At 62.4% G+C, this 12,564-nt stretch carries 9 protein-coding genes; 7 read left to right on the forward strand and 2 right to left on the reverse strand.

Going from position 1 to position 12,564, the window contains the following annotated elements:
• The 3 genes from AC3FNH_RS26455 to AC3FNH_RS26465 all read left to right on the forward strand — a co-directional run.
• The coding region (locus tag AC3FNH_RS26455; RefSeq protein WP_488722174.1) for a beta strand repeat-containing protein at positions 1–2,626 on the forward strand (2,626 nt) is incomplete at its 5' end.
• A 124-nt stretch (positions 2,627–2,750) separates the two neighbouring features.
• Positions 2,751–4,079 carry a TolC family outer membrane protein gene (locus AC3FNH_RS26460; RefSeq protein WP_488722175.1) on the forward strand — a complete coding sequence of 443 codons (1,329 nt, stop codon included), beginning with the start codon at positions 2,751–2,753 and terminating at the stop codon, positions 4,077–4,079.
• 1,348 nt (positions 4,080–5,427) lie between these two features.
• Positions 5,428–5,868, forward strand: a complete 441-nt coding sequence (locus tag AC3FNH_RS26465) for an acetyltransferase (protein ID WP_488722176.1) — start codon at positions 5,428–5,430, stop codon at positions 5,866–5,868.
• A gap of 122 nt (positions 5,869–5,990) precedes the next feature.
• On the opposite strand, the gene AC3FNH_RS26470 is transcribed toward AC3FNH_RS26465, so the two are convergent.
• Positions 5,991–6,899, reverse strand: coding sequence for an alpha/beta fold hydrolase (locus AC3FNH_RS26470; protein ID WP_488722177.1), 909 nt, complete (start codon positions 6,897–6,899; stop codon positions 5,991–5,993).
• Between the two features lie 515 nt (positions 6,900–7,414).
• Here AC3FNH_RS26470 and AC3FNH_RS26475 point away from each other — a divergent pair.
• Both AC3FNH_RS26475 and AC3FNH_RS26480 read left to right on the forward strand, forming a co-directional pair.
• Entirely contained in the window at positions 7,415–8,473 is a 1,059-nt protein-coding gene (locus AC3FNH_RS26475; protein ID WP_276102861.1) for a beta-keto acid cleavage family enzyme, read from the forward strand.
• Positions 8,474–8,599: 126 nt separating this feature from the next.
• On the forward strand, positions 8,600–9,040 hold the full coding sequence (locus tag AC3FNH_RS26480) for a nuclear transport factor 2 family protein (protein WP_488722178.1): 441 nt from the start codon (positions 8,600–8,602) through the stop codon (positions 9,038–9,040).
• A gap of 226 nt (positions 9,041–9,266) precedes the next feature.
• On the opposite strand, the gene AC3FNH_RS26485 is transcribed toward AC3FNH_RS26480, so the two are convergent.
• The gene (locus AC3FNH_RS26485) at positions 9,267–9,647 is read right to left on the reverse strand and encodes a c-type cytochrome (RefSeq protein WP_488722179.1); all 381 of its coding nucleotides are present in this window, start codon (positions 9,645–9,647) and stop codon (positions 9,267–9,269) included.
• A gap of 525 nt (positions 9,648–10,172) precedes the next feature.
• On the opposite strand from AC3FNH_RS26485, the gene msrB reads away from it, so the two are divergent.
• Positions 10,173–10,691 carry a peptide-methionine (R)-S-oxide reductase MsrB gene (msrB, locus tag AC3FNH_RS26490; protein ID WP_488722180.1) on the forward strand — a complete coding sequence of 173 codons (519 nt, stop codon included), beginning with the start codon at positions 10,173–10,175 and terminating at the stop codon, positions 10,689–10,691.
• Positions 10,692–10,730: 39 nt separating this feature from the next.
• The gene (locus AC3FNH_RS26495; RefSeq protein ID WP_488722181.1) at positions 10,731–12,563 is read left to right on the forward strand and encodes a cytochrome c biogenesis protein DipZ; all 1,833 of its coding nucleotides are present in this window, start codon (positions 10,731–10,733) and stop codon (positions 12,561–12,563) included.
• Position 12,564 lies beyond the last annotated feature (1 nt).

Consider the following 12,564-nt stretch of genomic DNA (forward strand, 5'->3'; position numbering starts at 1 on the left):
GGGAGATCCCTCGGCCAGCGGCACGCTGACCGCGCACGATGTGGACGCTGGCCAGGCGCACTTTGCCGCGGTGGCGCCGGAAAGCCTCGCGGGCACCTACGGCACCTTCACGTTCGACAGCGGCACCGGCGCGTGGACCTACACGCTCGACAACGGCAAGGCCGATGCGCTGACGGCGGGCCAGCAGGTGACCGACACGCTGACGGTGCAATCGGCGGACCTGACCGCCCAGCAGACCATCACGGTCAACATCACCGGCAGCAACGACAGTGCCACCATCACCGCCTCGGCAAGTGAAGACACGATAGTGACCGAAGCCGGTGGCGCCAATAACGCGGTCGCGGGAGATCCCTCGGCCAGCGGCACGCTGACCGCGCACGATGTGGACGCTGGCCAGGCGCACTTTGCCGCGGTGGCGCCGGAAAGCCTCGCGGGCACCTACGGCACCTTCACGTTCGACAGCGGCACCGGCGCCTGGAGCTACACGCTCGACAACGGCAAGGCCGATGCGCTGACGGCGGGCCAGCAGGTGACCGACACGCTGACGGTGCAATCGGCGGACCTGACCGCCCAGCAGACCATCACGGTCAACATCACCGGCAGCAACGACAGTGCCACCATCACCGCCTCGGCGAGTGAAGATACGGCGGTGACCGAAGCCGGCGGGGTGGGCAACACCACGCCGGGAGACTCAGCAGCCAGCGGCACGCTGACCGCGCACGATGTGGACGCTGGCCAGGCGCACTTTGCCGCGGTGGCGCCGGAGAGCCTGGCAGGCACCTACGGCAGCTTCACCTTCAATAGCACCACTGGCGCCTGGACCTACACGCTGGACAACAGCAAGGCCGAAGGCCTGGCTGCAGGGCAGCATGTTTCCGACTCACTGGTCGTCAGCTCGGCAGATCTCTCGGCAAGCCAGACGATCACGGTCAACATCAACGGCGCTAATGATGCCGCCGTGAACACTATGCCGGTCGCGCAGACGGTGAATGAGGATACGCCACTGGTGTTCAGCGCTGCCAAGGGCAATGGCATGAGCATCACCGATGTGGACAACGCGACGCACACCGTGACGCTGAGCGCGAGCCATGGTGCGATCACGCTGAACGGCATTGCCGGGCTGCAGTTCCTGGCGGGCGACGGCACCGCGGACAGCACCATGACGTTCACGGGCAGCGATGCGGCCATCAACGCCGCGCTCAATGGCATGTCATTCCTCGGGGACAAGGATTATGCCGGTGCCGCATCGTTGCAGATCCGGACCGACGATGGCGCATTGGTCGATACGGATACGGTCGCCATCACGGTCAACCCGGTCAACGACGCACCCGTGGCCGCGGATGACGCCATCTATGTGTCGAGAGACACCAGTGGCATCCTGATCCCGGTAAGCGCTCTGCTGGGAAATGACTCCGACGTCGACGGGCGGGCATTGTCCATTACGGGATTCAATGCAGGGTCAGGCGACATCTCCAACGTGACGCTTTCGCCCGACCACAACTTCATCACGTTCCAGAGCGGCAAGCAGGTCAGCACCTTTAGCTATGCGATCGCTGATGGCGCGGGTGGAACCAGCACTGCGACTGTCACTGTCTATGTCGAATCTACCAGCGGGCCCTCGAGTGTCGATCTGTCAGCCAAGAACTACCAGGCTTCATACCTCGATGGCGACAAACAGTCAGATATCCTGACAGGCGCTGGCGTATCGGATTACTTCCTCGGTGGCACTGGGGACGACACGCTGTTTGGGGGCGCCGGCAATGATGTTCTGCGTGGGGGCGCCGGCAAGGATACCCTGGATGGCGGCGCCGGCATCGACATGCTCGATTTCTCCGACGCGACCGGCGCCATCAATTTCACGCTGGTGCAAAGCGACATCGGCGTGCAGGTCACCGTGGCCGGCCTCGACACGGACACTTACCGCAATATGGAAGGTGTGATCGGCTCCCGGTTCGGCGATAACCTGACTGGCAGCAACGCCAACGACATCATTCGCGGCGGCGCCGGCAATGACATCATCGACGGCAGAGACGGCATCGACCTGCTGGACTTCTCGGATGCCACCGGCGCAATCACGATGACGCTGACGCAGGGCAGCACCGATACCACGGTGAACCTGGGCAATGTCGGGCTCGGGAGCGATACCTATAGGAACATGGAAGGCATAATTGGGTCATCGTTCAACGACAGCATTACCGGTTCGGACGGAAATGACGTGCTGCAGGGCGGGGCGGGCGACGATCTTTTGATGGGCGGTGGTGGCAACGACACGCTGATTGGCGGCGCCGGCGCGGACGTGCTCACCGGTGGCGCCGGCTCCGATACCTTCGCCTTCCTGCGGGCCGATGCCGCCTCGGTCGATACGATCACCGATTTCGACGTCAAGTCCGCGGCGTCGGGCGGGGACGTGCTGGACCTTTCCGACCTGCTGTCGGGTATGACCGTCACCAGCGCCAATTTGGCGCAGTTCATCCACCTGTCGGAGGTTGGCGGCAATACCGTGGTCAGTGTCGATCGGGACGGCGGCGGCGCGGGCGCAGCGTTCCAGGACGTGGCCATCCTGCAAGGCGTGGTAGGACTCGATCTCAATACGCTGCTGAGCAACGGCAATATCCACACGGCGTGATTGTCGCCGCGCGGGAAGAAGTTGCGGGACAACCGCGAAGTTGAAGCACACAATAAATGGGTGACGTGCGGTTTGCCGCGCTGCATCGGACGGCAAGCCGCAACAGCACCCGACTGGGGGAAAGATGGGAAAGACGTCGTGCCGGCTGGCACGCGTGCTGCTTTGGGCCGCCGTGTTGCTGCCCGCCGTGGCTGGCGCGCAGACGCTGCAGCAGGCGGTGGAACAGGCCGTGCAGACCAATCCCGAGGTCTTGGCCGCTGGAAGCCGGCGGCTGGCCGCTGACGAGGCCCTGAAGCAGGCCCGGGCCGGCTATCTGCCGCGCGTCGATGTCAACGCCGCCACCGGTCGGGTGCGCCTGGACAGTCACAGCACCCGCCTGATGGGACTGGCCGATTCCTCCTATAACAGCAATGCCGCCGGAGTCACGATCTCCCAGATGCTGTTCGACGGCTTCGCCACCAGCAGCGACGTGGATCGCCAGGGCGCCAGGATTGACGGCGCCGCTTACCGTGTCGGCGCCACCGCGGAAGACATCGCGCTGCGGACCGTCGCCGTCTATATGGAGGTGCTGCGCCGGCAGGAGACCGTGGCTATCGCCATGGCCAACGTGGAGGTGCACCAGCACATCCACGAGCAGATCCGGACGGGCGCAGAGAACGGCGTGCTGCGCCGCGCCGACCTGTATCAGGCCGAGAGCCGACTGGCCCAGGCCCAGGCCAGCCTCAGGGCGGAGCAGGGCAGTCTGCAGGAAGCCATGGTGTCATACCTGCGCGTGGTGGGCGCCCCGCCCAGGGACTTGTCGCGGCCATCCTCGCTGGCTGGCGCGCTGCCTGCCACGGAAGGGGAGGCCATGCGGGTGGCCTATGCCAGCCATCCTTCGCTGAACGCCGGGCAGGCCGATATTGCCGAAGCACAGGCTGCGCGTTCACAGGCCAAGGCTGCCATGTGGCCCAGGCTGGATCTCGAAGTCGGCATGAACCGGGACCGGGACCGCGTGCTTGGCACCACCGACGAGCGCAGCGTCATGCTGCGCCTGCGCTACAACGTATTCCACGGCAATGCCGACAAGGCCCGCATCAATGAGGCCGGCTACCAGGTCCAGGAGGCGGAACAGAATCTGGACCGAGTCCGCAGGCAGGTGCAGGAAGGGGTGTCGTTGGCCTATAACGCCTACCTCACCGCGCGCGACCGCGTTGTCGTCCTGGCGCAGTATGTCGAGTCCAGCGACGCCACTCGCGTCAGCTATGGCAAGCAGTTCAGGATCGGCCAGCGCAGTCTGCTTGATCTTTTGAACGCGGAGAACGAGTACTTCAGCGCCCGCACCGCGTATGTGACCAGCCAGTACACGGAGATCGCCAGCCAGTACCGGATCCTCGCCGGCATGGGCCTGCTACTGGCGACGCTGCAGGTGCCGCTGCCGCAAGAGGGAATAGTACGGATCGGGCAGCGCTAGGTGGGCGAGGGCCTCTCTCAGTCGTCGTGACGATGCTTCTTTCGGCCCTCGTGCCTGCCGCGATTTCCGTTCTCGTAGTCATCGAAATGGTTGTTGCGCGAGACCTTGCCGCCCAGCGCTGAACCCGCGGCACCACCGGCCGCGGCACAGACGATGCCGCCGGTTCGTTCCTTCTTGTTGGCGAGACCGCACCAAAGCAGGGGCAGACGAGCGCAGGATCTTCTTCCTGCGCGTCGGGCGCAGCCCGTTTGAGAACGACGTCAGCATCTGCGCAGAAGATGTAGTGAATCTTGTCGCGCCGATCCATCCTGGCCCCTCCCGTCGGTTGCCACGCTCCATAAATGTAGTCCTGAGGATCTCGTGCTGCCGGACGCGCTGCCGACCGGCGAGGCGCTCACGACGAGGGGCCAGGAGCGCCAGCGCGCCACCGCCAAGCGCCCAGTGGGCGCATCGCCGCCCCTTGTCTCTTGTTAATAAAGTCGTAGAAACCGCGACAATAAAGTCTGAGATCTGGCTGTCAGAAAAGCTCGGTTTTGCTTGTCTCTGCTCGATTCGATGACTTTATTGTCAGCGGATACATCACTTTGGTTTATCACAAGTGCCCTTTGCCTCGTGAGCCTGATGCCAGCAGGGATATTCCGACGGCTCGAAAGGGTGCTCCGGCTGGCGTTGGCTCTTGTTGACGGTACTGAAAGCAGGGGGCCGGTGGCCGTCGGTATCCGACCCTTCTCTTCATCCACCAGACCTTAAATGACAGTCCGATTCGCACCGGGAATCTGCCGCGCAGCCCTGTTTCAGCGTAAAGGTCCAGCTCCTTCTTTGCAGCACGCAAGACGCCGGTTGATGCCGTTCATAGGACTTGGGGAATGAGGGTGACCATTACGTAGGCCGCGGCAACCACCAGCATGGCCCCAGCAAAGGCCGAGTAATACTTAGCCCCGTGGTGCGGCGGATGGGAGTGAAAGTGATGAACAATAGGCTTCATTTGCATTCTCCCTGACCAAATTGCACACGATTGGAGCGTAGCCCCGCTATGGCAACTGACCAAGCAACCCTCATACCATCTGTTGCCTACTCGCCCGATTTAACCGCCGGAGAAGACATGCACCTTAGCGCTGCCGTCCCAGCCCAAAGCTTTCAATGATCTGGTAGAGGCCGTACCCGGCCGGACTCTGACTTCGACCCTCCGTCGGGCCGGCCGTCTAAGAACGACCCTGAGCGGGCATTGGAATGACAAGTCGTACCACCAACAAAAGTCACCTCGAGGCGTCGCCCTGAGATTTCACCCAGAGGCGGCCTTTTTCATTGCTGACTCAGATCCGCGTAGTGCAGCGCTTATAATCAAAAAATGATTATTATTAGAAATTCCCGTCCCGATGAGGGCGAACGCGCTGTTGAAATTTGGCGCCGCGCGGTTGATGCTACTCATGACTTTCTGTCCCAAGAGGATCGCCAAGCCATCGACGAGATGGTTTGCGACTTTCTGCCAAAAGTTCCGCTTTGGTTCGCTGTGGATGCCAATGATTACCCATTGGCACTTATGTTCATCGACAACGGACATATGGAGGCCTTGTTCGTTGACCCCGCTTGCCGCGGGAAGGGCATTGGTAGCGCACTCGTTCGTCACGGCCTTTTGCTTCACCCCAAGATGACAACTGATGTCAATGAGCAAAACGCTCAAGCATTGGGCTTCTACGAGAAAATGGGCTTCAAGCCCACAGGTCGTTCTTCGCTTGACGGGCAAGGGCGACCATACCCAATCATTCACCTGGAATATGTCGGCGTCTGAAGGGCTGCTTCTGGCCGGTCGCGGTCGGCCGCCCGCCAGATGGCGGGCCTCCAGGACTGAGCGAATTCGCTTCGCCGCCAATGGATATGCGCATCGCCGTCAATAATGAGGGAGACTTGGCGTTATTGCGCGAGGAAATTAACGATCGCGCCCACGGTAGCTTGTGGCTGCTCTTCCATTAGCCAGTGCCCGGCATTGGGAATGACCAGTTCCTGCACGTTGCTGGCGGCATTTCGCATGACTATCGCTTCATTCTGGCCAAAGGACTTCTCGCCGCCGATTGCCAGCACAGGCATGGTCAGCTTGGTCGCCAGCGATTTCTGATTGTCCTCGGCGTCCTGCGGAATCGACAGGAATTGCGCGAATGCGGAGTGCATTGCGCCCGGGCGCGCATAGAGCCGCGCATAGTGAACCCGCGTTGCTTCGTCGATCTTCGAGGCATCCCCCGCGAATTCGTTCCAGAACCTGTCCAAGTAGATTCGCTCGCGGCCTTTCACCAGCCGCTCCGCATCGGGGCCGCCGAAAGAGAAGTGCCAGAGGGCGGGCATGCGCACGATCTGTTCCCACGGTGGAACACCCGGCACCGGGGCGTCCATCACGACCAGCCGCTTTGTCTTGTCCGGATAGTGCGCCGCATAGGCAAATGCGACCATGGTGCCAATGTCGTGGCCGACCACGTCCGCCTGATCGATATTCAGTTGCGTCAGCACTGACCGAATGTCGCCAGCCTGCGTGCGCTTGTCATAGCCACCATCAGGGTGTGACGATAGCCCCATTCCACGCAGATCCGGCACCACCACGGTATGTGTGCGTGCCAGCTCGGCAGCCAATGGCGCCCACATGTCGCCAGTGTCGCCGAACCCATGCAGCAATACCACCGCCGGCCCTCTGCCCCCTACACGCACAAACAGGGTCGCCCCGTCAGTCCGGATATTCTGCTGGCGGAAGCCTGGCGGGTACGGCTTGACCTGTGCTTGCAAAGGCTGGGTGATGGCAAGCATGAGGGCGACGGCAGCAAACAGTTTTCGCATGGTTTTTTCTTCTCTGAAGTGGTGCGGCCTGGGTCGATTTGGGAAGGAGCCATTCTGGATGGGCCGAATGGATGTGCGCTACGCGAACGCTCCTAAAGCGTAGTCCACGCCGCGCGCGGCGCAAGCACAGACCAAAAAATGATTTTTAATCCACCATCGAAGGCTTAATGTGAGGGCGGTCCCCTGTAATAACCCGCCGCTGGCAGCTAACTGCCGCTACGCCGTGCCGCTACGCCGATAGTCATCGTCCAGCACCGTCAAGGACGGTGCTGACCGGGCGGTTATCTTCTCGCGCAGGTAGTGCCTTCTCGGTGTCCCGTATTGTCAAATGAGTGTCCCGGAAAATCAAATGCGGGACGACGTCTTCGCCAATACTGCTTGGCAAGCCTCCCTAGGGAATGATTCGCCTGTCCAACGCGCCGTAGCACCCCCGGTGTTAGGCGTCAGTGAAGCCTGAATGGCCTTCCGCAGTCGGCAGTCCCGGGACCCTCGTAGATGCTCTTCCTGTCATTACCATGAACTTCCTTGACGGACACCTGTTCCCCGAAAACCAGCAACCGCTGATTATCACGGCTGCGCCTTACGCTCCCTCGTGGATGCCATCGGACTTTCCCGAGGACATCGCCGTCACCATGGAAGAGCAAATCCAGAAAGCGGTGGATTGCTACAACGCGGGTGCCACCGTACTGCACCTGCATGTACGGGAACTCGATGGCAAAGGCTCCAAGCGTCTGTCCAAGTTCAATGAGCTGATCGCTGGCGTGCGCGCCCGGGTACCGGAGATGATCATCCAGGTCGGCGGCTCGATCAGCTTCGCTCCGGAAACGGAAGGCGCGGCTGCAAAGTGGCTCTCTGACGACACGCGCCACATGCTGGCCGAACTCGACCCGAAACCCGACCAGGTTACGGTTACCGTAAATACGTCACAGATGAACATCCTCGAGCAGTTTGATCATCGCGACATCGTGGGCAGTTCCATGGAAGACCCGGCGGTCTTCAATGCCTACAAAGAGATGACCGTGCCGGCGCAGCCGGGCTGGGTCGAGGAGCACGTCCGCCGGCTGAGCGCGGCGGGGATCCAGAGCGCGTTCCAGTGCTACAACATCAACAGCTTCGAGTCTGTGGAACGACTGATGCGCCGCGGCATCTACCAGGGCCCGCTGGTCCTGAACTGGGTCGCGATTGGCGGGGGCATGGACTCGCCGAGTATCTATAGCTTGGCCAATTTCGTGCGCGCCGTGCCGGATGGCGCTGTTTTGACGGTGGAAAGCTCGGTACTCAACGTGCTCCCGGTGAACACGATTGGTATTGCGATGGGGCTGCATGTGCGCTGCGGCACCGAAGACACGCTCTGGAACCAGACCCGTACCGAGAAAATGGGTACGGTGGCCCAGATCGAGCAACTGGTGCGTATCTCGCAAGAGATGAGTCGCCCGATCGCGACCGCCCAGCAAGCGCGCGAAATGTGCAAGATCGGCGTCTTCTATGACACGGTGGAGGAAACACTGCAGGAAAACGGCTTCGCGCCCAATCGCAATGGCGCGCAACAAGGCTTCCTGAGGAAGGTGGCCTAACCAAGCGTTAGTCCTGAGGAGGCTTCGCCTCCCAAAGCACAATTCTTGCGCGCCAGTCGCGCGATCGTCCGGACGGGCCATGCTGGCGCCGTCCGGCTTCGGCGTGGCATTTCAGGTAATGGAACCATGAACAACCCAGAGACTCTTTCCATTGTTGTTGGCGGCGAGCAAACGGTGATCCGCATGTATCACGCCCTCGACCGACAAGACTATCCTGGTGTATCTGCGTGCTTCATGCCAGATGGTATTTGGGATCATGGCAGTCATGCACTGCTCGGGCGAGAACAGATCCTTGCTTCCCTGAGCAAGCGGTCCGCAACGCTGTTCACTCGACACTATGTCAGCAATTTTGTTGTCCTGGAGCAGGGCGGATCCGTGGCTAAGGTGGCCTTCGGTCTGACCGTCTATCGCTCCGACACAGGTGCAGCGCCAACGCTCCCCTTGGACAAGGTGGTGCCGGCCCTGTTGGCTGACGTGGAATGCGAGTTGACATGCAGTGACCGTGGAGATTGGCTCATCAACCGCCTCGCACCTCGGATCACCTTCGCCGCGCGCGCCGCGTCCTGATGCCCAGCGTGGGCGGCCACGCCAGCTTGTCCATCGTGCCCGCCCACAGCTCACCCCGACTGCGCCAGCCGCCGTCGGCGCGTATGACGTCGCATGTGCGGCCGTTGCCGGCGACTGAAAATTATTGGATCGGAATGCCCGATCGGCCCGGAACGGCAGGGTTGGCCGCGATCTTGAGGGGAGGGTCTCAGAACGGACCCATCGCGGTCAGACGGTCAACACGCAATCATCTGCTTTTGGAAATCACGTCACTCATGTATTTATTCAAATCGCGAAAATCCTGAACGGTCCAGGAGTGCGGCGCCAGCTTTACGCCGTTCTCCCTCAAAGTTCTCGGAATCAGGTCCCCGTTCGGACGAAGTATTACCGATGAAACAATGACGCCCGGATAATCATTGAGTCGCTTTTTGAACGCAGCAGTTGTGAGATCAGGCGTGGGGGGATTGCTTTTCTTGGCCAATGGCCCCGTGCCCTTGATATCTGCGCCGTGGCACGTCGCGCATCTCTGTGTGTAAAGATTTTTCCCGTTGATGTTTTGCGCGAAGGATAGTGATGGTTGAGTCAACACCAACGCTCCTAGCGAAGCGAATAATTTTCTTGCTTTCATTAGGCCTTGTCGTATCACGCAGATTGCCGGGCCGGGGAGTATAGCTCGCAAGCGCGGAATGGCCGCTCATGGCCGGCTCAGGCCATAGCCCGCCGCCAACACGAACCGGCAACGAACGGACATAAGGGATGTTCTGATGTTCCAACTTCGTTGAAGGTGCAGGAACTGGAGTGGTTGCTCGATTCGAGGCAACAGTCACTTCACTGAAGCGATTCCGGGCGAGCCGACTGGGAGCCGCTGGCCTATAGAGACGGCCACCCCAAAAAGGACCAGAATCGTCATCATGGGGCCGCGGATGACCGGCGGCCGCTACATCGTGCCGGCGTCACCTTCAGGGCGGTCCCATCGGATTCTTGTATCGCTGTGTATCAAGCTGGAGTCTGGCTACTTGCGCTGACAACCCGCGTCGCAAGGCACTACAGGCCAGATACACCGGTCACCTTAAATGCAGCAGTGGCGCGACAGGAACAGCCAGCGGAAGTGCTGGCCAGACCTGCGCCGCCCTCACCTGCATAGGAGGCCATCATGCGCATCAACAGGCGCTTTTTATTGTCCGGCGGCACCTTGGCCGCCACGCTTGCCGCCATGGGCGGCTGGCGTGCGCTGGCCGGCGGCGCGGCGATTGCTGGCGAAACCCGCAAGGCAGCGGAACGCTTCGAGGTCACCATGAGCGACGAGGCGTGGCGCCGGAAACTGTCCCCGGCCCAGTACGCCGTGCTGCGCAACGAGGGCACGGAGCGACCCTTCAGCAGCCCGCTCAACGGCGAGCATCGCAACGGCATCTTTGCCTGTGCCGGCTGCGAGCTCGACTTGTTCTCCTCGAAGACCAAGTTCGACAGCGGGACCGGCTGGCCCAGCTTCTGGGCACCGCTGGAGAATGCCGTGGGTACCACCGAGGACCGTACCTTCGGCATGCTGCGCACCGAGGTCCATTGCCGGCGCTGCGGCGGTCACCTGGGACATGTCTTCGACGATGGCCCGAAGCCGACCGGCCTGCGCTATTGCATGAACGGGGTCGCCATGACATTCCGGCCCGTCGCCTGACGACTTCCGTGAAGCCCTCCCTGTCCACACGTACAAACCATGCTGCTCCTGATCCTTGCCTATCTCGGCGGTGCGCTCACCATCCTGAGCCCCTGCATCCTGCCCGTACTGCCGTTCGTATTCGCACGCGCGGACCAGCCCTTCGCGCGCAGCGGCCTGCCGCTGCTGGCCGGCATGGGCATCACCTTCGCGCTGGTGGCCACGCTGGCGGCCGTGGGCGGCGGCTGGGTGGCGCAAGCCAACCAGTATGGACGCTGGCTCGCCATTGCGCTGCTGGCCGTGTTCGGCCTGACGCTGCTGCTACCGCAGCTTGCCGAGCGGCTGATGCGCCCGCTGGTCAGCGCAGGCAGCCGCCTGTCCAACTTCGCGCAAGCCGATGGCCGTGCAGCGAGCCCGGCCTCGTCGTTCCTGCTGGGCATCGCCACTGGGCTGCTCTGGGCGCCCTGCGCGGGACCGATCCTGGGCCTCGTCCTGACCGGCGCGGCACTGCAAGGCGCCAACCTTGGTACCACGCTGCTGCTGCTGGCGTATGCGGCCGGCGCGGCGACGTCACTGGCGGTAGCCCTGCTGATCGGGGGACGGGTGTTCGCGGCCATGAAGCGTTCGCTCGACGCTGGCGAATGGATACGCCGCGGCATTGGCGCCGCCATGCTCGTCGGCGTGGTGGCGATCGGGCTGGGTCTCGATACCGGCGTGCTGGCGCGTGTCTCGACGATTGCCTCGGGCGGACTGGAGCAGCACCTCGTCAACAGGCTGGCCGGCAACAAGGCCGCCGACAAGCAGGACGGCACGATGATGACGAGCGCGAATCCGAAAGGCGCGGTGCCGGGCGACGCCAGTGGGGGCGCGATGATGACGCGTGCCGGGGGCAGGGCAGCGGCGCTGCCGGTCGAAGGCCTGTTCCCGGGACTCAACGGTGCCGTCGAATGGCTGAACTCCCCTCCGCTGACTGCCGAGGGCCTGCGCGGCAAGGTCGTGCTGGTCGACTTCTGGACCTACTCCTGCATCAACTGCCTGCGCACGCTGCCCTACGTGAAGGCGTGGGCCAACAAGTACAAGGACCAGGGGCTCGTCGTCATCGGCGTCCACGCACCGGAATTCGCGTTCGAGCGCAATATTGACAACGTGAAGAGGGCCTCCCGCGAGCTCGGCGTGACCTATCCTGTGGCGATTGACAACAACTTCGCCATCTGGCGCGCCTTCGGCAACCAGTACTGGCCCGCGCACTACTTCATCGACGCGCAGGGCCGAATTCGCTTCCACCATTTCGGCGAAGGTGAATACGAACACTCGGAAGCCGTGATCCGCCAACTGCTGGAAGAAGCCGGCCACGCCGATGTGGCGAAGATCGCGATGGCCATGCCGGCCACGTTGAACGACAAGACCGGCAGTGGGGTGCAGATGGCGGCGGACAACGGTGCGATACGATCGCCGGAGACCTATGTTGGATACGAACGCGCGGAGAACTTCGGCTCGCCTGGCGGCGCGGCGCATGACCGGCCCAAGGACTACACGGCGCCCGCGAAGCCCGACCTGAATCAATGGGGCCTTGCCGGCAACTGGCGCATCGGCGCGGAGCGCGCCACGCTTGACCGCCCGAACGGACGCATCGTCTACCGCTTCCACGCACGCGACCTGCACCTCGTGCTCGGTCCGGCCCAGGACGGCAAGCCGGTCAGGTTCCGCGTGACGATCGACGGCGCCGAGCCAGGCACGTCGCACGGCACCGACACCGCGCCGGATGGAACCGGCGAGGTCACCGCCCAGCGCCTCTACCAACTGGTGCGGCAGGACGGCGAGATCAGGGACCGCACGTTTGCCATCGAATTCCTCGATCCCGGCGTGGAGGCTTATGCCTTCACATTCGGCTAAC

This window comes from Cupriavidus sp. 22TCCZM01-5 (assembly GCF_057798915.1).

Excerpts from the sequence above, each read along its gene's own strand:
- AC3FNH_RS26460 (WP_488722175.1), top strand. The coding sequence starts at position 2,751 with ATGGGAAAGACGTCGTGCCGGCTGGCACGCGTGCTGCTTTGGGCCGCC.
- AC3FNH_RS26465 (WP_488722176.1), top strand. The coding sequence starts at position 5,428 with ATGATTATTATTAGAAATTCCCGTCCCGATGAGGGCGAACGCGCTGTT.
- AC3FNH_RS26470 (WP_488722177.1), bottom strand. The coding sequence starts at position 6,899 with ATGCGAAAACTGTTTGCTGCCGTCGCCCTCATGCTTGCCATCACCCAG.
- AC3FNH_RS26475 (WP_276102861.1), top strand. The coding sequence starts at position 7,415 with ATGAACTTCCTTGACGGACACCTGTTCCCCGAAAACCAGCAACCGCTG.
- AC3FNH_RS26480 (WP_488722178.1), top strand. The coding sequence starts at position 8,600 with ATGAACAACCCAGAGACTCTTTCCATTGTTGTTGGCGGCGAGCAAACG.
- AC3FNH_RS26485 (WP_488722179.1), bottom strand. The coding sequence starts at position 9,647 with ATGAAAGCAAGAAAATTATTCGCTTCGCTAGGAGCGTTGGTGTTGACT.
- msrB (WP_488722180.1), top strand. The coding sequence starts at position 10,173 with ATGCGCATCAACAGGCGCTTTTTATTGTCCGGCGGCACCTTGGCCGCC.
- AC3FNH_RS26495 (WP_488722181.1), top strand. The coding sequence starts at position 10,731 with ATGCTGCTCCTGATCCTTGCCTATCTCGGCGGTGCGCTCACCATCCTG.